General features: G+C 66.2%; 20 protein-coding genes. 2 read left to right on the top strand and 18 right to left on the bottom strand.

Going from position 1 to position 19368, the window contains the following annotated elements; all coding sequences use genetic code 11:
* Positions 1 to 2: 2 nt before the first annotated feature.
* The 5 genes from sufC to AOP75_RS08610 are packed head-to-tail and all read right to left on the bottom strand — an operon-like array spanning position 3 to position 4404.
* A complete protein-coding gene (sufC, locus tag AOP75_RS08630; protein WP_062078581.1) occupies positions 3 to 758 on the bottom strand; it encodes a Fe-S cluster assembly ATPase SufC in 756 nt (251 codons plus the stop codon).
* 22 nt (positions 759 to 780) lie between these two features.
* Positions 781 to 1119, bottom strand: a complete 339-nt coding sequence (locus AOP75_RS08625; RefSeq protein WP_062078579.1) for a non-heme iron oxygenase ferredoxin subunit — start codon at positions 1117 to 1119, stop codon at positions 781 to 783.
* Positions 1116 to 2318, bottom strand: coding sequence for a Fe-S cluster assembly protein SufD (gene sufD / locus AOP75_RS08620; protein ID WP_062078577.1), 1203 nt, complete (start codon positions 2316 to 2318; stop codon positions 1116 to 1118). The genes AOP75_RS08625 and sufD overlap by 4 nt, the downstream gene beginning before the upstream one ends.
* The gene (gene sufB, locus AOP75_RS08615; RefSeq protein WP_062078575.1) at positions 2315 to 3751 is read right to left on the bottom strand and encodes a Fe-S cluster assembly protein SufB; all 1437 of its coding nucleotides are present in this window, start codon (positions 3749 to 3751) and stop codon (positions 2315 to 2317) included. The genes sufD and sufB overlap by 4 nt, the downstream gene beginning before the upstream one ends.
* Before the next feature lie 2 nt (positions 3752 to 3753).
* Entirely contained in the window at positions 3754 to 4404 is a 651-nt protein-coding gene (locus tag AOP75_RS08610) for a helix-turn-helix transcriptional regulator (protein WP_062078573.1), read from the bottom strand.
* A 289-nt stretch (positions 4405 to 4693) separates the two neighbouring features.
* On the opposite strand from AOP75_RS08610, the gene AOP75_RS08605 reads away from it, so the two are divergent.
* Complete coding sequence (locus AOP75_RS08605) at positions 4694 to 5242, top strand: hypothetical protein (protein ID WP_062078571.1); 549 nt, start codon at positions 4694 to 4696, stop codon at positions 5240 to 5242.
* Positions 5243 to 5258: 16 nt separating this feature from the next.
* Here AOP75_RS08605 and AOP75_RS08600 read toward each other — a convergent pair whose 3' ends face one another.
* From AOP75_RS08600 to AOP75_RS08590, 3 genes are read right to left on the bottom strand one after another with little or no spacing between them, the layout of a single operon-like run.
* The gene (locus AOP75_RS08600) at positions 5259 to 5714 is read right to left on the bottom strand and encodes a hypothetical protein (RefSeq protein WP_062078569.1); all 456 of its coding nucleotides are present in this window, start codon (positions 5712 to 5714) and stop codon (positions 5259 to 5261) included.
* An 8-nt stretch (positions 5715 to 5722) separates the two neighbouring features.
* Positions 5723 to 7006, bottom strand: a complete 1284-nt coding sequence (locus AOP75_RS08595) for a WXG100 family type VII secretion target (protein WP_062078567.1) — start codon at positions 7004 to 7006, stop codon at positions 5723 to 5725.
* Positions 7003 to 7332 carry a hypothetical protein gene (locus AOP75_RS08590; protein ID WP_062078565.1) on the bottom strand — a complete coding sequence of 110 codons (330 nt, stop codon included), beginning with the start codon at positions 7330 to 7332 and terminating at the stop codon, positions 7003 to 7005. Before AOP75_RS08590 ends, AOP75_RS08595 begins: the two co-directional genes overlap by 4 nt.
* A 140-nt stretch (positions 7333 to 7472) precedes the next feature.
* Here AOP75_RS08590 and AOP75_RS08585 point away from each other — a divergent pair, with 140 nt between their 5' ends.
* On the top strand, positions 7473 to 8423 hold the full coding sequence (locus AOP75_RS08585; RefSeq protein ID WP_062078563.1) for a COX15/CtaA family protein: 951 nt from the start codon (positions 7473 to 7475) through the stop codon (positions 8421 to 8423).
* Positions 8424 to 8518: 95 nt separating this feature from the next.
* Here the strand turns inward: AOP75_RS08585 and AOP75_RS08580 are convergent, their stop codons facing one another.
* The 10 genes from AOP75_RS08580 to AOP75_RS12650 form a co-directional block, all read right to left on the bottom strand.
* The gene (locus AOP75_RS08580; RefSeq protein ID WP_062078561.1) at positions 8519 to 9148 is read right to left on the bottom strand and encodes an NUDIX domain-containing protein; all 630 of its coding nucleotides are present in this window, start codon (positions 9146 to 9148) and stop codon (positions 8519 to 8521) included.
* Positions 9149 to 9153: 5 nt separating this feature from the next.
* On the bottom strand, positions 9154 to 10809 hold the full coding sequence (pyrG, locus tag AOP75_RS08575; protein ID WP_062078559.1) for a CTP synthase: 1656 nt from the start codon (positions 10807 to 10809) through the stop codon (positions 9154 to 9156).
* A 68-nt stretch (positions 10810 to 10877) separates the two neighbouring features.
* Positions 10878 to 11810 carry a copper transporter gene (locus AOP75_RS08570; protein WP_062078557.1) on the bottom strand — a complete coding sequence of 311 codons (933 nt, stop codon included), beginning with the start codon at positions 11808 to 11810 and terminating at the stop codon, positions 10878 to 10880.
* Positions 11810 to 12964 carry a putative cytokinetic ring protein SteA gene (gene steA / locus AOP75_RS12560; protein WP_062078554.1) on the bottom strand — a complete coding sequence of 385 codons (1155 nt, stop codon included), beginning with the start codon at positions 12962 to 12964 and terminating at the stop codon, positions 11810 to 11812. The genes AOP75_RS08570 and steA overlap by 1 nt, the downstream gene beginning before the upstream one ends.
* Before the next feature lie 5 nt (positions 12965 to 12969).
* Positions 12970 to 14661 carry a DNA repair protein RecN gene (recN, locus tag AOP75_RS08560; protein ID WP_062078552.1) on the bottom strand — a complete coding sequence of 564 codons (1692 nt, stop codon included), beginning with the start codon at positions 14659 to 14661 and terminating at the stop codon, positions 12970 to 12972.
* Positions 14661 to 15581 (bottom strand): NAD kinase, encoded by a 921-nt coding sequence (locus AOP75_RS08555; RefSeq protein WP_083966858.1) that lies wholly within the window; start codon positions 15579 to 15581, stop codon positions 14661 to 14663. The genes recN and AOP75_RS08555 overlap by 1 nt, the downstream gene beginning before the upstream one ends.
* Entirely contained in the window at positions 15578 to 16402 is an 825-nt protein-coding gene (locus tag AOP75_RS08550) for a TlyA family RNA methyltransferase (protein WP_062078550.1), read from the bottom strand. Before AOP75_RS08550 ends, AOP75_RS08555 begins: the two co-directional genes overlap by 4 nt.
* A 10-nt stretch (positions 16403 to 16412) precedes the next feature.
* The gene (locus AOP75_RS12655; RefSeq protein ID WP_161794560.1) at positions 16413 to 16583 is read right to left on the bottom strand and encodes a hypothetical protein; all 171 of its coding nucleotides are present in this window, start codon (positions 16581 to 16583) and stop codon (positions 16413 to 16415) included.
* Positions 16576 to 17586 carry an HAD-IIA family hydrolase gene (locus AOP75_RS08545; RefSeq protein WP_062078549.1) on the bottom strand — a complete coding sequence of 337 codons (1011 nt, stop codon included), beginning with the start codon at positions 17584 to 17586 and terminating at the stop codon, positions 16576 to 16578. The genes AOP75_RS12655 and AOP75_RS08545 overlap by 8 nt, the downstream gene beginning before the upstream one ends.
* Positions 17586 to 18374 (bottom strand): tetratricopeptide repeat protein, encoded by a 789-nt coding sequence (locus tag AOP75_RS12650; protein WP_161794559.1) that lies wholly within the window; start codon positions 18372 to 18374, stop codon positions 17586 to 17588. Before AOP75_RS12650 ends, AOP75_RS08545 begins: the two co-directional genes overlap by 1 nt.
* Positions 18375 to 19368: the final 994 nt, after the last annotated feature.

The raw sequence follows: 19368 nt of genomic DNA, 5'->3' as shown, positions 1-19368 counted from the left end.
CCTTACGCCTGGGCCAGGAACCGGTCGTAGCCCTCAGCCTCAAGGCGCTCTGCGAGCTCCGGGCCACCCTCTTCGGCAACGCGACCGTTGACGAACACGTGCACGTAGTCGGGCTTGATGTACTGCAAGATGCGCGTGTAGTGCGTGATGAGCATGACGCCCAGGCCCGTGTTCTCCTTGACGCGGTTCACGCCTTCGGAGACGATGCGCAGCGCGTCGACGTCGAGGCCGGAGTCGGTCTCATCGAGCACGGCGATCTTGGGCGACAGCAGCTCCATCTGGAGGATCTCGTGGCGCTTCTTTTCGCCACCGGAGAAGCCCTCATTGACGTTGCGCTCGGCGAACGAGGCGTCCATGCGCAGGTTCTCCATGGAACCCTTCACCTCTTTGACCCAGGTACGGAGCTTGGGGGCTTCGCCATCGATAGCGGTCTTCGCGGTGCGCAGGAAGTTGGACACGGACACTCCGGGGACCTCGACGGGGTACTGCATCGCGAGGAACAGTCCTGCCTTGGCGCGCTCGTCGACGCTCATCTCGAGAACGTCTTCGCCGTCAAGGAAGACGGAGCCTTCGGTGATTTCATACTTGGGGTGACCGGCGATCGAGTACGCCAGCGTCGACTTGCCCGAGCCGTTGGGGCCCATGATGGCGTGGGTCTCGCCGGAGTTGATGGTCAGGTCAACGCCCTTGAGGATCTGCTTGGTTCCCTCAGGGGTGTCCACGGAGGCGTGGAGGTTCTTGATTTCCAGGGTGCTCATGATGCTCCTTGATTCACTCTTCTTAAGACTTGGGGTTGTCGACGTCTACGAGCACGCGCTCGCCGTCGATGCGGACGGGGTAGGTGGCGACGGGGGTCACGGCCGGTAGCTCATCGGGAACGCCGGTGCGCACGTCAAAGCGGGAGCCGTGGGCCCAGCACTCGACGAAGCATCCTTCGACATCTCCCTCGCCGAGCGGAACCTCGCCGTGGGTGCACATGCCGCCAATCGCGTAAAAGTCGCCGTCGTCGCTGCGGACCACCGCGACCGGAGTGTCAGCGCCCGACGCGAGCGTCAGGTCCACATCCATGGCCGACCCTGGCTCGAGGTCCGACACCATGCAAGCGAGTTGCTCGCTCACGCGTCCTCCTCGGCCAGTTCCTCATTCACGTGCTCGAGCTCGAGGTCGATCGCCTTCATGAGCGACTCTTCGACGCTCGGAACACCGATCTCGTGAACCAGGTCGGCGAAGAATCCACGGACCACGAGCTTACGAGCCTCGTCCTCCGAGATTCCGCGCGAACGCAAATAGAACATCTGCTCGTCGTCGAAGCGTCCGGTGGCGGATGCGTGACCAGCGCCGGCGATCTCGCCGGTCTCGATCTCGAGGTTCGGCACCGAGTCAGCACGCGCGCCGTCGGTGAGCACCAGGTTGCGGTTGAGCTCGTAGGTGTCGGTCTCCTCCGCCTCCTTGCGGATCAGCACATCGCCAATCCACACGGTGCGAGCGGTCTTGCCAGCCAGCGCGCCCTTGTACGTGACACGCGAGGTGCAACGAGGCACTGCGTGGTCGACAAACAACTGGTGCTCTTGGTGCTGACCAGAGTCCGCGAAGTACAGGCCGAAGAGGTCCACGCGCGCACCTTCGCCGGCAAAGGCCGCGGAGGTGTTCAGGCGCACGGACTTACCGCCCAGGGTGACGACCGAACCGCGCAGACGCGAGTCGCGGCCCAAACGCGCAACGACCTCGCCTGCGTGGACGGCGTCGCCATCCCACAGCTGCAGCAACACCAAGTTGAGACCGGAGTTTTCAGCGAGGTCCAACGAGACAAACTCGGAGTAGGTCGCGGTGCCCTTGCGCTCAACGATCACGGTGGCCTCGGACGAGGCACCCGCCTCGACCAGCAGGTGCCCGCGGACGTCCTGGCCGGTCCCGGTCAGAGTGATCTGAATAGGCGCATCGAGCACGGTGTTGGGGGCGATCGTAAGTGCCATCGCTCCACCGGAGTGCGCTGCCGCGACGGCCGCGGCCCGGTCCCCCGGTGCCCGCACTGAACGCTCACGCGCCTGCTCGGGCGACACCTCGGTCAAGGTGACGCCGGCGGGGAGCTCCGGCACGTCCCACTCAAGGTGACCTTCGACGGCCTCATCCGCGAACATCGGCTTGATGTCCTTGATCGCGGAGAAGCGCCACTCTTCCTCACGCCCTGAGGGCACTCGGAAGTCGGCCACCTCAAAGGAGGTGGGGCGGTCGGCGCGCGAGGCGTCCGGGGTCGGGGTGCCGAGGCCGTGGCTGTGCGCGGCGTCGACGGTGGCTTGGGAGTGGTCAGTGACGGTCAACCGACGGATCCTTCCATCTGCAGTTCAATAAGGCGGTTCAGCTCGAGCGCGTATTCCATGGGAAGTTCGCGTGCGATGGGCTCAACGAACCCACGCACGATCATTGCCATGGCTTCCGTCTCGTCGAGACCGCGGGACATGAGGTAGAACAGCTGGTCCTCGGACACCTTTGAGACCGAAGCCTCGTGGCCCATGTGGACGTCGTCTTCACGCACGTCGACGTAGGGGTAGGTGTCGGAGCGGCTGATCTGGTCGACGAGCAGCGCATCGCACAGCACGTTCGACTTGGAGTTCTTGGCGCCTTCGAGCACCTGCACCAGGCCGCGGTACGAGGTCCGGCCGCCACCGCGGGCTACCGACTTCGACACGATCGAGCTCGAGGTGTTCGGGGCGGCGTGCACCATCTTGGCGCCGGCGTCCTGGTGCTGGCCCTCGCCCGCGAAGGCAATCGAGAGCGTCTCGCCGCGAGCGTGCTCGCCGAGCATGTAGATGGCGGGGTACTTCATGGTGACCTTGGAGCCGATGTTGCCGTCGACCCACTCCATGGTGGCGCCTTCAGCAGCGGTCGCACGCTTGGTGACGAGGTTGTACACGTTGTTGGACCAGTTCTGGATGGTCGTGTACCGCACACGGGCGTTCTTCTTCACGACGATCTCGACCACAGCGGAGTGCAGCGAGTCGGACGAGTAGATGGGCGCGGTGCACCCCTCGACGTAGTGCACGTACGAGCCCTCGTCCGCGATGATCAGCGTGCGCTCGAACTGCCCCATGTTCTCGGTGTTGATCCGGAAGTACGCCTGGAGGGGGATCTCGACGTGGACGCCCGGCGGGACGTAGACGAACGATCCGCCCGACCACACCGCGGTGTTCAGGCCGGCGAACTTGTTGTCACCGACAGGAATCACCGTGCCGAAGTACTGCTCGAAGATCTCGGGGTGCTCCTTCAGAGCGGTGTCGGTGTCCATAAAGATGACACCCTGCTCTTCCAGGTCCTCACGAATCTGGTGGTACACCACCTCGGACTCGTACTGTGCGGCGACACCGGCAACGAGACGCTGCTTCTCCGCCTCAGGGATACCCAACTTGTCGTAGGTCTGCTTGATGTCGTCGGGGAGCTCGTCCCACGTGGTGGCCTGCTTCTCAGTCGATCGCACAAAGTACTTGATGCGGTCGAAGTCGATGCCGGACAGATCCGATCCCCAGTGCGGCAACGGCTTCTTCTCGAACATCTTCAAACCCTTGAGACGCATGTTCAGCATCCACTCGGGCTCGTTCTTCAGCGCAGAGATGTTGCGCACGACATCTTCGTTGAGGCCGCGTTGCGCAATCGCGCCTGCCTCATCGGAGTCGTGCCAGCCGTACTCATAGCCACCGATGGACGCGATGATCTCGTCATCGGTCGCCTGGGGGGCATTCTCAGTAGGGGTGCTCATAGTCATCCTTCCTTGGACGTCGCCAATGCGACGGGGATGGTCGTGGTGCACACGTGTGCTCCGCCTGCCAGGGTGGACAGGCGCTGGACATGGACGTCGAGGAGGCGTGAGATCACGCGGGTCTCTGCCTCGCACCACTCGGGCGCTTCCTCGGCAATCGATTGGACGGGGCAGTGCCCCTGGCACAACTGAACGGTGACTCCACCTGGCCCGGGACGGACCGAGGTGGCGTACCCCTCTTCTGCCAAGGCATCAGCCAAGAGTTTGACGCGATCCTTAATGGGTGTGCCCTCCGGGATGGAACTCGCCAAGCGAGCCTCCAACTGGCGGGCCTTGGACTCCACGAACTCGTCGAGTTGACCGTGTTCCCGCATGAAGGCCACCGCGTCCACCGCGACGGACGAGTACGCCGACGTCAGGGACTGCTGTCCCTCCGTCGTGGCCACGTACGACTTGGCTGGCCGGCCGCGCCCACGGGTGTGCTGGCCCGGGGGCTCGTGATCCTCGATCAGGCCATCGGTCAGCAACGCCGAGAGGTGGCGACGCACTCCCGCTGCCGTCACGCCCAGTTCTAGGGCGAGGCTTGAGGCCGTGATTGGGCCTGCAGACGCGATCAGGCCCAGCACGCGATCGCGCGTGGTGTCAGTGGTCATGACGCGCTCCTGGCTGGTGGGGTGAGGGGTTCTGTTACAGACAACATTGTTGTTGCTGAATTCGTTCCCGGCAAGCAAGGGAAGCCTTACCTTGGCGTTGCGTAATTCGCTGAGAGGGTCCCGTTCTCGCGGCAGACTGTGACCCGTCCCAGCCCCTCTGGAACGACGCAGCGCTGCCTCTCGTTCCCCGGGGCGCCAACGTCGCAGGTACCGGCGCTACCGACGGCTTGCCGACGGCGCACCGCAGTGCCTGAACCGTCGCTTCGGGTCGTCCAGGTACAGTGCCCGCATGAGCGAGCCTGACCCCCTGTCACTGTCCGACGACCTAGCCGTCAAAGAGTTCATCGACGCCGTGACACACTCGGCTCCTGCGGAGCTCATGGTCACCGCCATTGACGATGGCTTCGACGTGACATACCGCGAGGAACTGACACAGCGGGGGATCCTCATGCGCATCGACTCGACGTTTCGGGCAGTCGTGCGCTGCGATGCCTCGACCCGTACTTTCACGATGGCCGACGTCGGCGTCGTGTCGCACTCGAGCCTGGGTGGGCTACGCCGATCGACCTCATGGACGTCCGGCCGCATGTACGCCACGCGGACTGTCGAGGCTTGGGGCACACGCGACGATGGAACCATCGGCACGCTCGACTCGCAAAAGCAGGACACGCGCGTGCTTCACGCGGCGGTGAGGGGGCCCGCTAGCGAACTGGGATGGGTAGAGGAACAGCCCCTGTCCGCGAAGGTGGGCAAGACCGTCGCAATCGTGGTCGCGGTCGGCACAGTGCTCGCAGGCGTGGTCGTGGGCGTCCTGGCGATTGCGGGCGTCTTCTCCTAACCGCCCGACGGCCCGCTCAGGACGCGCTTACACTCGTCAATACTGCGCCAAACTCAGGTCCGACCACGTCCAGTTGATCCGCCGTACACGTCACGGAAATGCCGACCACGGCAATCGAACCGTCGGCCTGGAGCGTGCCCACAAATCCGTCGAGGTGGCGCAGGGCGTACGTGCGACCGTTCACCGTGAGATCCGCGACCAGCATCTGACTGAGTCCGGGCGCGTGTGCCCCCGGCTCGGTCTGGGTGCGCCGAACGCGCTGCGCGCCGCCGGTCTGCGCAGCAAAGCGCTCGGCAGCACGGTCGCCGAGATCGCTCAGCGTCTCTTGCGGCCCAATGATGTCAGTCGTCACGATGCCCACTGGCGTGTAGTCGCCGTCGAAGCCCCGCCGCACCATGGTGGCGTCGACCCCAGGATTGGTGAGCGACTCGTGGCGTCGCCACTGAGGGGCCGGCCATTGAACAGTTGCCATACGTCAGATCACCACCATCCGGACACAGTGGTCCACATGTCCGTCGCTGTATTGCCCATTTCTTCAAAATCGAGGGTCACGCCGCCGCTCAGCGATCCGCCGAATCCCCACGCCAATCCGGCGCTCGCCCCGATCGTGAGCTTGCCGTCCTCATAGCCGAAAGTGCCGTCGAGCCCTGCTCCAGCGCCCGCCCAGCCTTCTGCGGTGCCTGAGAAGCCGATCCCGCCCACCGAGACATCGGCGTCCACTCCGGCCTTCGCACCGAACAGGACCTCCGCGCCCACATCGATGCCCTCCATGCCGAGTGTCGCATCCGCGTCGCCGTAGATGCCCGCTCCGATATCACCGGCGACCTCAACGGTGCTGTAGTCGTTCGTGTAGCCCACGGCACCTGACGCGCCGATGAGCTCCGCCTCGGCATCGACGTTGAGCGCCACGCCTTTGTCCGATGCTGAGACGGAGCCTGTGGCACTCGTGCTCAGCGCGGAGGCCTCGCCTTCGGCGAAGAACATGCCGTTGGCTGGCCCCACGAAGGTTTGGGTGCTGCCTTGGGCTCGCCATACCCACGCTGAGGCATGCGCAGAGGCCAAGACCGCCGACAGTCCGAGCGAAGGGGCGCCATCGAGGCCTGCCCACCCCTCTTTCCCCCACTGCTGCTTCCACTGGTCGCTGGTGGCAGAGCCCCACGACCAACTCGATTCCGTCCCCGGACCTTCACTCACGCCCTGGTTGAGCGAGCCACCGCCGGCTCGGACAAGCGCGACCAGTGCGTCCATGCCCGCCGTGTGCAAGTCTTCACGGGCCTGCTGGAGCGTGTCCTCGGCTTCCGAGCGCAAGGCAACCCCAGGGTCGCTGTAGACGGGTACGGGAGGAAGGATCCACTGGCGGGTGATCGCGTTGTTGTACGCGGCGACCTGGTTGTTGTAGAGCGTGCGGGCGTCTTGAGACGCCTGCTCTCCTTCATTCCACACATCGATCGCCTGCTGAGCGCTCGTTTGAGCCGTCGTGATGGCATCGGCATACGTCTCAAGCGCAGTGGCGCACTCTGCCAACAGGTCCGCTGCCGTCAGCCACATTCCCGGGACCTCTGCAAAGGCATCTTCGAACGCGGTCGCCGCAGACCCTTGCCATTGACTCACGGAGATTCCTCGCAAGTCCACACCGCTGTCGTCCAGTTTGGTTCCCCAAGAGCGGACGTCGTCGGCGAAGCCGCGGATGGCTCCTGCATCCCCTGGCACTAGCACCGTCGGGTCGTCGGAAGTGCCCAACGCAGGGGCGGATGGCGCCGTCACCGTTCGACCTTGCCCTCGCCATTGAAGGTCGGCAGCGTGAGCGAGCGGATGCTCGCCTCGGTGAGATCTTCTTGGACACACATGTCGCCCACGACGCCACGCAGTTGAGCGGCGGTCTGTTCGGCGTGAGACGCGAGCGCTGCGACGACGTCGCCCACAAAGCTCGCGAAAAGCGGCAAGTTCTCAGCGAGTTCCACGTGACCCACGGCCGTGTCGGCAAGGCAGACGCCACCCACGAGCACCGAATCATAGGTATCTGCGACCTGATCGAGGGTGTTCGCGTTGGCCCGAATCTCGTCTGCGCCCACCACAATGTCGTCGGCCATGGTCCCCCCGGCACATCTCGAGGCGCACCCCGCGCCCCTCCTGCCATGACCCTAGCACCGCGCGCGTGCGAAGGGAGGGCGTAGTCTGCCGTGGCGGTGTGCGTCCTCGACCACCCATCCCGCGAACCTAAAATGGTCGCGTGATCTCCCGCTTCCTCGCATTCGTGTCCCGCATCTTCACCGCGATCCTGGATTGGATCACGCGCCACGGGCGAGGCTTCATTCTTGCCAACATCGCGGCACAGGCCGGCATCATCGTGACCGGCGGCATCGTGCGCCTCACAGGATCGGGCCTGGGTTGCTCGACCTGGCCTCAGTGCGAACCAGGAAGTTTCACTCCAGAGTTTCACGCTGAGGCAACGGTGCACACTGCGGTGGAGTTCGGCAACCGGCTCCTCACCTTTGTGCTGGCCGCTGTGGCATTGGGCGTCGCGATCGCAGTGTGGCGGTCCAGGCCCGACCTCAAGTGGTGGGGATTGGTCCCCGGGGTTGGCGTGGTGATTCAGGCGGTCGTTGGCGGGATCACTGTGCTAGTCGAGCTTCATCCCCTCGTGGTGGCTCCTCACCTCCTGTTGTCGACCGCATTGGTCTGGTTCTCCGTCTGGCTATCGCTGACCTACCGGCGCGCGCCGCGCCGTGCGGGGGCGTCGGTCCTGTGGCACCAACGCCTGCTCGCTGCGACGGTCGTCGTGGTCTTGGTGCTAGGGGCGCTGACGACCGGCGCTGGGCCGCACTCGGGCGACATTGACGCGACCGAGCGCCTGGCTCTTGACCCCGCGGCGATCGCGAGAGCGCACGCCCTTGCGGTGTGGGCGTTCCTCGTGGTGTTCATCGCATTGGTGTGGCGGATCCGTCGCGACCGCTCAGTTGGCGAGCGAGACGAGCTCCGCAAGGCATGGGTCGTCGTCGTCGTCGTGGTGTGTGCGCAGGGGCTTGTGGGCTACGTACAGTACTTCACGGGCCTGCCAGAGGTCCTCGTGGCCCTGCACCTGGTCGGCATTGGTGCCTTTGCGGCTGCCCATTCGGCACTCCACTACCTGGTGAGGGCCGATGCCTCGGTACAGGTGGGCGCTTCAGCCGCCGCTCGCTAGCGCGGCTTGCGACGCGACACTCCCCCGGCAGCGCGACACTCCCGCGGCAGCGCGCCGTGCCACGGCACGCGCGACGAGATGCAACCCTATGGTGGCTACTCGCGCGAAGGCGGGCGATCCCACGCGGACTGCGCGGGCCTCAGCGTCGCTCCGTCGGCACGTAGCGCTTCATTCAGCGCGAGCGCGCCCATGACGATCGTGGGGCTGTGAACGCGACCGTCCATGACAGCCGCAATCACCTCCTGGAGAGGAACCCACGCCCCGGACATCTGCGCTTCCTCGTGTTCGCGCACGTGCCGCTCGCGCTCCGGGACCTCAGCAATGTCACGTGCCAGAAAGATCCGGATCGCCTCGGAGGATCCGCCGGGTGACGTATAGGCGTCGACCAGCACGTCCCAGCGCTGAGCGGTGAGGTCGGCCTCCTCCCACAACTCTCGCTGGGCGGTGCCGAGCGCATCCTCGCCTGCGATGTCCATGAGACCGGCTGGCGGCTCCCAGCACTCTGCTCTGACGGGGTGGCGATACTGATGAACGAGGTAAATCTCGTTGCGGTCGTTGAGCGCCATGATCGCGACCGCGCCGGTGTGGCGGACATAGTCGCGCGTGACCACGACGCCATCGCCCAGGTCAACGTCATCCGAGTCGATGTCCCACACTTTGCCGGTGAAGGACCGCACCCGCGAGACCACGGGGGCCTCGCGGGGCGTGTCGCTCAGACGATCCACGGACGCTACGCCTGCGCCGCGATTGCCGCCCCGATGAGGCCGGCGAACAACGGGTGCGCCTTGGTAGGCCGGGACAGGAACTCCGGGTGCGCCTGCGTTGAGACGTAATACGGGTGGACGTCAGCAGGTAGCTCAACGAACTCGACGAGCGCGCGGTCAGGCGACTCACCAGACACCACCAGGCCCGCCTCTTCGAGCTGCGCGCGGTAAGCGTTGTTGAACTCGTAACGGTGACGGTGACGTTCTCCCACCGTCGTGGCGCCATAGGTGGTCGCCGCGACTGAGCCCTCCTTGAGGACAGCCTGGTATTCGCCCAGACGCATCGTGCCGCCAAGGTCGCCCTCGCCGTCCACGATCGCTTGCTGCTCTTCCATGGTCGCGATCACGGGGTGCGGGGTGTCGGGGTCAAACTCGGAACTCGAGGCGCCCTCGAGACCGACGACGTTCCTGGCGTACTCCATCACCATGGTCTGCATGCCCAGGCAGATGCCGAGTGTCGGCACCTTGTTTTCGCGCGCCCATCGCAATGCGCCAATCTTGCCGTCGACGCCGCGGACACCAAAGCCGCCTGGCACCAAGACCGCGTCCACTCCGCCGAGCGCCTCTTGCGCGCCCTCGGGAGTCTGGCAACGGTCAGAGGCAACCCACCGCAGGTGCACCTTGGCGTTGTGGTGGAAGCCGCCAGCGCGGAGCGCCTCCGACACGGACAGGTAGGCATCCGGCAAATCAATGTACTTGCCGACCAAGGCCACTTCCACGTGATGGGCCGGACGGTGGACGCGGTCAAGGACCTCGTTCCACGCTCCCCACTCAACATCGTGGAACGGCAGGTCCAATCGGCGCACCACATACGCGTCGAGCCCCTCGGAGTGCAACACCTTGGGGATGTCGTAAATGCTCGGCGAGTCCTTCGCCGTCACGACGGCGTCGTTCTCAACGTCGCACATGAGCGCGACCTTGGCCTTCACACCCGCGGGGATGTCGCGGTCCGACCGCAGCACGAGCGCGTCGGGCTGGATACCGATCGAGCGCAGCGCCGCCACGGAGTGCTGGGTGGGCTTGGTCTTCTGCTCGCCGGACGGGCCGATGAACGGCACGAGTGACACGTGGAGGAAGAACACGTTGTCGCGGCCCACATCGTGGCGCACCTGACGTGCGGCCTCGAGGAACGGCTGAGACTCGATGTCACCAACGGTGCCGCCGACTTCGGTGATGATCACGTCGCAGTCGGGACCGGCCTGCTCGCGCATGCGGCGCTTGATCTCGTCAGTGATGTGGGGAATGACCTGAACGGTGTCGCCTAGGTATTCGCCGCGACGTTCCTTCGCGATGACCTGCGAGTACACCTGCCCGGTCGTGACGTTGGAACTCGCGGAGAGCTTCACGTCGAGGAAGCGCTCGTAGTGCCCGATGTCGAGGTCAGTCTCAGCACCGTCGTCCGTGACGAACACCTCGCCGTGCTGGAAGGGGTTCATCGTGCCAGGGTCGACATTGAGGTAGGGGTCAAGCTTCTGCATCGTCACGCGCAGTCCACGCGAACGCAGCAAGCGTCCGAGGGAAGATGCGGTGAGCCCCTTGCCGAGGGAGGAAACGACGCCTCCCGTGACAAAGATGTGTCGGGTGACATGGTCCGTATTGGATGAAATTCGAGATCGCTCCACGGGCTTCAACTCTAACAGGGACTGGCCGCTAGCGATTGCCGAAACGCGTGGGACTTCTCACGAACCCGTCACGGAGTCGGCACATACGTCTGGCCACCGCCAGGACCGTACTGTCCCACTGCCCCACCAATGTTCTCTGCCAACGCCAAGGCAGTGGAGATCTGGCCGTAGTAGTCCGTGCCGGTTGAGACCGTGCTCACCACACCACTGGCCTGCGGATCATTGGCGATCGCCGTGGCCAGGTCTCCTGTCGACGAGGTCCCGGAGGCGGCGACAATGCCGTCGGCATATTGCCCGAGTACCCCGGCAATCTCTGCGTATGCAGCGGACTGGGCTCCGTCGTCTTCGGAAGCGGGGCCCGCGATCATCGTGACCGCCTGGGCCGGCGCTCCCACAGAGCCGCTGACGAGGTCGGCCTCCGCGAGGAGGTCAAACAACACCCCTGCACGCTCATCGGCCTCCGCCGCAAAGTCGGCCGCGTCGCCGCCCACGGGGGCCGCGCCCGGCAAGATCGACTGCGCAAGAGCATGGGCCAACACGGTCGTCGGCGTCATGTCCTCCGTCACCCCCACGACCTGGGATGCCACCGTCGAGGCAAGGGAGCTGCGGAATGCCACCTGGCCGGGGTCGGTCCACGCTGCCCCGATGCTCACCTGCGCCGCAACGGTCGCCCCTGCCTGGACCTGGCGCTGTCGGACGGCCTCGGCGTCGTCCGAGGGTGGCTCACCGACCTCGACGGTCGCGACAGCCACGTCGGCGAGCGAGCCCGCCAGCAGCCGCGCGGAGGACTCCTCCGCGAACTGCTCCCCCGCCACAGCCTCTGCCTGCTGTTGCTCAAGGTCACCCTCAAGCGAGTCAACGCTGCCTTCAAGAGTCTCGATCTGTGCAGCCTGGTCCCCTACGAGCGCGTCGCGCATCGGCCCGCTGCCCAAGACCACGCCCACTGCCAGGGCCAGGAACACGGCCGTGAGCGAGACGAGGTGATACCGAAAGTCGATCACTATGCTCCCCCGATCCACGCGGTCACGGCATCCCACACGCTCTGCACCCACGCCCGGCCGGCGGGCGTGATCCACACCGCCGCGCCCAGTGCAATGAGCGCGCTCATCATGAGCACCGCGAGCGTCCATGAGCCATAGCGATGCCTATAGACAAGCGCCAACGTGGTCGCATCCACCAGCCGGCCACCCGCGCGCAGGCGGCTCAGTAGCGTCCCGGCGGCCTCCGCGGGCGTGCGCTCCAGGAAGTCCATGAGCCGTGATTCCACCCCAACGGTCACGATCACTTCCGCACCGCCCGCGTGTGCCATGAGGATTGCGAGGTCGGCGGCAGACAGCGTCGAGTCGACCGTCGAATGATCGACGCCGAGCGCTTCAGCGCGGATGAGCCCGGCGTCGGTGCCATGCGGATCATGCAGCACGACGTGCCGTGCTGCCCTCACCGACTCTTCATGAATTGCCTCAATGTCTCCGACGATGACGCTCGCGCCAGGCCCGAGGTCGCGCGCGGCGTCCGCTCCGGCGCCCACGCCGATCACGAGCGGCCGCACGTCACGCAAGTACCGCCCAATCTCTTTGAGTTGCTCGCGGTGGCGGAATCCGGGCGCCACGATGACCACGTGCCGGCCCGTGAAATCGACTCCGGTGCTCGGCAGGCCTTGTGCCTCAAGCAGCACATCGCCCTCGCGCGCGATCTGTTCCATCGCCGTCGCGGTCAGCATTTGCAACTGGACGCGCATGCCTTCGGCCGCGCCCTGCATGGCGTCGGTAATCGCATCGATGTCGAGTTCCGTGCCTGATGCCACAACAGTGTCATCGACAACGACCTCGTTGCCGCGCACTTGCGCGCTCGTGCCCTCCTTGAGGTCAAGCACGGAAGGCCCCACCGCATCCACCAAGGGGATGCCCGCCTCGAGCAATACGCGGGGGCCTCCCGCCGGGTAGCGCCCCGAGATTGAATGGCTGACGTTGACGACGGCGGCAGGACGCTGCGCGGCAAGGACCTCAGCGGATCCTGAATCTAGATCGAGCACGTCGACGATCGCGACGTCGCCGGCGCGCAGTCGACGCGCGAGCACCATGGGGCTGCGATCGATGCGCACGGGGCCGGTGACTAGACCGTCGTCCGCGTCCCGCTTGCGAGAGGAACGACTCATATGGCTCATCGTGCCACGCGGGAGGCCTCCAACAGCTCAAGCGCGTGGGCGAGTGCTGCAGACGAGTCCTCTTGGCCGGACAGCAGGCGCGCGACTTCCTCGACTCGTTCTTGCCCGTCGACGGCGACCACCTGCGCTCGGGTCACGGCTCCGTCGGTCGCCTTGGCGACCACCACGTGCGTGTCAGCGAACGCGGCTACCTGAGCGAGGTGAGTCACCACGATGACCTGGTGGGTGCGAGCGAGGGCCGCGAGCCGATTGCCCACGGCAACGGCAGCGCGCCCGCCGACACCGGCATCGACCTCGTCGAAGACGAAGGTGCGAGGGGCGTCAGCTGTGCTCGCAGCGAGCGACACTTCAAGCGCGAGCATGATGCGCGAGAGCTCGCCTCCTGAGGCTGCCTCCGCAATGGGCCGGTGTTGGGCACCCGGGTGGGAGGCGAGGGTGAAGGTGACGGTGTCGGCCCCGTGAACGGCCGGCTCGGTGCGCTCCACGTGGATCCTGACCGACGCGTCTGGCATGGCAAGTTCGGCGAGCTCGGCGTCCACTGCGGCGGCCAAGGCCTGAGCCGCATCCGCCCGCGAGTCGTGGACTCTGGCGGCCGCTTCTTCCAGCGCCGCGCGCGTGCGCTCGGCAACATCGCGGCGCTCGCTCAAAGTGTGGTCCCAGTCGTCATCTGCGGCAATGCGCGGGCGTGCCTTGTCGGCGTAATCGAGCACGCCAGCGAGGTCAGGTACACCGATGCGCCGCATCAGGGTCGCGAGGTCGGACCTGCGCTGGTGCAACTCATTGAGGCGAGCGGGATCGGCGTCCAAGCGGTCGAGATAACTCGTGAGCTCAGAGGCCACGTCGCCAGACCCATAGAGAAAGTCGGCCACCCGTTGTTCGAGCGCGGCGAGTGCGTCGTCGTGCTTAGCGGCGTCGGCGAGTGCATGACGTGCCACCTCGAGCGCCGTTGCGACGGTGAACTCTTGGTCGCCAGCGAGTGCTTCGTGTGCCTGGGCGACTGACATCCGCACGGCCTCAGCGTTGTCAAGCACGCGCACCTGCGCCTCGAGTTCAGCGTCCTCGCCTGCGATCGGCGCAACGGCGTCAATGGCGGCCACGTCGTCACGTAGGCGCGCCACCTCGGCCCTTTCGGCATCGGCGCCCTCCTGCATGGTACGCAGAGCCTCGTGGGCCTGCTTCCATTCATTCCACGCGTTGTGGTACTCCGCGAGGACCCGGGCATGACCCGCGCCTGCGTAGGCGTCGAGGGTGTCGCGTTGGCGCGCGGCAGAGCGCAGCCGCACTTGATCGCTTTGGCCGTGGACGGTGACCAGTTCGGAGGCCAAGTCGCCCAGTAGCGCTTGGGGGACGGTCCGCCCTCCCACAACGGTGCGCGAACGCGTCTGTGCTCCGACGGTACGCGCGACCACGACGGTGCCGTCATCCTCGACCATGACACCGGCGTCGTCGAGACGCAGGGCTGACTCAGATCCGCGAGGAATGTCAATGACCGCTTCGGCGAGCGCCTCCGTGGCGCCCTCGCGCACGGTCGCGCGCGCGCTCTTCGCTCCGAGGATCAGGCCAAGGCCGGTGAGCACCATGGTCTTGCCTGCACCGGTCTCACCCGTCACACAGGTAAGGCCGGGACCGAGGTCAATGCGCGCGGACTCGATCACACCCAGGTCGGCAATGGACAACTCGTGGAGCATCAGCCGTCCTCGTCGGGCGACTCGAGGGGTGCCGAGGTGTCGAGCGCGTGGTGGCCCGGGATCTCGACGCCGATCGGGGTCGTGCGAGCGCGCTCTCCGCGCCAGCCCTGAGTGGGTAGCGAGAACTTGTCGACAAGGCGCTGAGTGAACGGAGCATCGGACATGCGTGCCAGTTTCACCGTCGTGGACCCGCGCCGCACCTCGATCACGCAGCCACGGCCGGCATCGATGGCGCGTGCACCGTCCAATACGACCTGCGCCGCCGCGTCAGAGCTTGCGACGACCTCGATGGCGAAAGCCGAGTCGGGGCCAACGACCAGCGGTCGCGCAAACAACGCGTGCGCCGCCAATGGCACAAAGAGCAGCGCGTCGACGTTGGGCCACATGACCGGGCCACCAGCGGAGAACGCGTGCGCTGTCGAACCCGTCGCGGTGGACAGCACAATGCCGTCGCAGCCAAACGACGACAGTGGGCAACCGTCGACCGCCACTGCGACTTCGAGAGTGCGCAGTCGTTCGGCGCGCTCCAATGTCACCTCGTTGAGGGCCCAGCCCTCCTCGACTGTGCCGTCAGCGCGGCGGACGGAGACGTGCAGGGTGCCGCGCTCTTCCACGGTGTAGTCGCCTGACGCGAGCCGCTGCGCCGCGATGACGACGTCGTCCCGCTCGAGCTCGGCGAGGAACCCCACGCGGCCGAGGTTGACGCCCAGAAGGGGAAGTCCGCTGTCATGGGTGAGGTGGGCGGCATGGAGCATGGTGCCGTCGCCACCGAGAACAATGGCTGCCTCGACGCCGTCGCCGTCAGCGATGTCGTGCCGCACCTCAATGTTCTCCGACATGAGAGCGGCCTCGACCGCCGCCGCCGCCTCCACGATCTCGGGACGGTGCGGATTCGAGACGATCAGTACAGCCCTAGTCATGAGTCCTTCTTCACCTCCTGCGTGATCTGCGCGCTCAGCGCGGCTTCGTCCAAGACGGGGCGATTCCCGGCGTCCTGGCCCCTAGCCTGCCATGCTTGCGACGCCCACACGAAGAACTCGACATTGCCCTGTGGACCAGGCAGCGGGCTGCGTTCGACGTGATGAATCGACAATCCCGCCTCGCGCATGTGGCGCGCGACGGTGCTCACCGCACGGGTCCGCAAACGCGGGTCCGTCACCACACCTCGGCCCGACAGGTGGCCCCGCCCCACCTCGAACTGTGGCTTGACCATGACAACGAGATCGGCAGTGGGTCCCGCGTAGGCGACCAGTGGGGCGATCACGTGCGTGAGCGAGATAAACGAGAGGTCCGCAACCACGAGGTCCACCCCCGCACCCTCTGAGTGCGCGGTGAGGTCGCGGATATTGACACCTTCGCGCAACGACACCCGCGAGTCAGCGCGAAGCGAGGGATCGAGTTGGCCGTGGCCAACGTCGACGGCCCACACGTGTGCGACTCCTCGTTCAAGGAGGACTTGAGTGAATCCGCCGGTAGACGCGCCGGCATCGAGGGCCGATGCGCCGGTCACCTGGAGCCCGAGCGGCTCACAGGCGTCGAGGGCACCCAGCAGTTTGTGCGCTGCGCGCGACACGTAGTGCGACTGGGCGGCGACCTCGATGACGTCCGCGTCGTCAACGTCGAACGACGCTTTCACCTGGGTGTGCCCCTGAACGCTCACAGCGCCCGCCACAATCAGTTGCTGGGCGTGTGAACGCGAACGTGCGAGTCCACGCACGTGAAGCGCGCGGTCGAGCCGCACGCGGGCCGCGCTACTGCTCTTCGCGCAGGCGGTTGGACAACGACGACTGAATCTTGTCGAAGAAGTCCGCCTGCTCGTGGAGGTCCGAGGGCAGTTCGGTCACGGCACGCAACGCCTCGCGGACCTCGGCCGGGTACTGGACGGTGCCCAGCGGTTCGCGCTGCTCGGAGAACTCAGTCATGGTCCGAGGATACGCCCAGGTCAGGAAGGGACTCAACCTCGAGGTCGCCTCCAGCATCGGCGAACTCCCATGCGGCCGCGCACGCGGCACGGATTCTGTCGAGGCCCCACGGGCCGGTGACCTGAAGGCGGCCGTTCACCACGCGTGCGGTAGCGTCTCCCGACGTCCACTCTCCGTCAGCGCCGACTGGCGCCTCGTGAGCATGGGCCAGGCACCGCATGTCGGCGCCGATGTAGGACGGACGCTGGTCCGCCGGCGCGAGGACGGCGTCGCGACCGTCGTTCACGCCGGTGAGCACCAACAGCCCGGGGAATCCCGCAGCGCGACCGCCTTTGAGGTCAGTGTCGAGGCGATCCCCAATGACCATGGGCCGCGATGCCTCCGCCTGGCGCGCGGCAAGAGTGAACATCTCGGGCGCTGGCTTGCCTGCGCTCGGCGGGGTCACACCTGTGGCAGTGATCACCACATTGACAAGCGACCCGTTGCCGGGCGCGACGCCCCGGTCATTGGGAATCGTGAGGTCCATATTGGACGCGAAGAACTGTGCGCCTTGGCGGATCGCATAGGACGCCTCGGCGAGTTCCTTCCACGACACATCCGGGTGGAAACCTTGTACAACGGCGACGGGATTGTCCGCGGCGGAGTCGACCAGCGTCATGCCCACCTGGGTGAGCGCCGTGCGTAAACCCTGACCGCCCACGACATAGATTGCTGAGCCTGCGGGCAGTGCGTCCTTGACCATCAACGACACGGCCTGGGCAGCCGTCAGGACCTCATGCTCGCGCGTGGGCATGCCGAGGTCTGACAGATGCGCCGCCACGGTCCCGGGTTCGCGGCTCGCGTTGTTGGTCACGAAGACCATTGCCATGCCCGCCTCCCGGGCCGCCTGAATGGCGCCTGGTGCGCTGGGGATGGCGTGGGGGCCTCGATACGCCACTCCGTCGAGGTCGACGAGCGCAGCGTCATGAGCCTCGTACAGGGGCTGTGCGGTGCCAAGAAGCATTAACGGTCCTTGTCGTCGTCGCCGCCCGTTGCCGCGGGCTCGTCACCGTCGTCGCCGCCCGTTGCCGCGGGCTCGTCACCGTCGTCAACGGTGTCTGCGTCGAGATCCGGATCTGGCAGTTCTGCAGTGTCGTACAAGGTGATGTCGTCCGCCCACGGGTCCTCAACGTCCGCAGGCACGGGAAGCGTCGCCTCGATCTTCTCGGCTTCAGCCTCGCGTCCCATGGCGCGCAGCACCGTCGCGCGAGCCGCGTCCACCTGGAACTGCGTGTCCTCGTCGGGTGCATTGATACGTCCGAGCGCAACGTAGGCGGCTTCGTGCTCGCCTAGGTCCATGCGCGCGCCGGCCACGACGATGTCGAGCTCGGCACGCTGACGTGGATCGAGGCCCGCTGAGTCCGCCTCGCGTGCGAGATCAATCGCACGCTCCGGCCGACCAAGTCCGCGCTCGCAATCCGCCATGAGGGCCAGGTGCTCATGGGAGCCGTTGAGTCGGCGCACCGTACGGAACTCACGCAGCGCCTCCGCGTAGCGACCCGTCGCATAGGCCGCAACGGCGCCGGCTTCACGGACCACGTCGACACGACCCGCACGCGAGACGGCCACCTGGGCGTGCTTATATGCGAGTTCTGGGTCGACCTCGAGCACCAGCCCCGCCATCACCAGGTGCCGGCCAACGTCTTCAGCGTTGTCCTTGCTCAAGGTGCGCAGACGAGCCCGAACCGTGCGATCGAGTTGACCGATCGAAATCTCCTCGGGAATCTCCGGCACCTCGGTAACGGGACGCACCGTCGTACGGTCGCCACGCCGCGAGCCGTCCTCACGCTCCGAACGTCGGTCGTCCCGGCGAACCTGGTCGCGACCATAAGCCGGGCCTGACTGGCCGCGGCGATCACCGTCGCGCCGGCCGTCGCGGCTATCCCACCGGCCTGGGCCACCGCTACGGCCCCCTCCCGAGTACTGAGAGCCCCGGTCGTCCCGACCGCGGCCCCCGTCCCGCGCTCCATAGGAACGACCACGGGTGTCCGAGCCGCTCTCCCGGGAGCTTGTGCGCGCACCACCGTCTCTGCCGCCGTAGGAACGGCCGCCATCACGAGAACCGCCATCACGACCACCGTACGAACGACCGCCATCACGAGAACCGCCATCACGACCACCGTACGAACGACCGCCATCACGAGAACCGCCATCACGACCACCGTACGAACGACCGCCATCACGAGAACCGCCAGAACCGGCAGCGCCTGGACGTGACGTGGCTCCACGAGACGGGCCGCGATCGTAGCCACGTGAACCACCGTCGCGAGAAGTGCGCTCCCGATCCCCGCCCTCGAAGGAACGCGAACGAGGGCCGTCACCACGACCGTCCCTGTTGCTCCCCGCACGCTCATTGTCGTCCCGAGCACCATAGGGCCGGCCCCTTCCGCGGCGCTCGCCGGAGTATCGAGACTCTGCCCCGGACCCGCTTCCGCGTGGCGCCCCCGAACGTGATCCTGCAGACTGCGAGGACGACTGGCGCCCTGGCCTGTCGTCATAGGAACGCCCACGCTGACCGCCGTCGCGCGACGAGTACTGCCGTGGCGAACCACCCTGGCGCGGACGATCGCTTGGGCGTCGCGAACCATCGCGCCGTTCGCGTGGGTTTTCCGAGGATTCCTCGTGGGTGCCGGATTCGGCCATGATTGTTCAGCTCCTTGCGGGACGGCGCTGGCGGATTGCGCCGCTACCGTCCCATCGTGCCAGGGAAATGCAAAGGGCCGCCCCAGATGGGGCGGCCCTTGCC

It is taken from the genome of Demequina globuliformis, from assembly GCF_000975155.1.
Taxonomy (GTDB): Bacteria; Actinomycetota; Actinomycetes; order Actinomycetales; family Demequinaceae; genus Demequina; species Demequina globuliformis.
This window is presented reverse-complemented; position numbering and strand designations above follow the sequence as displayed.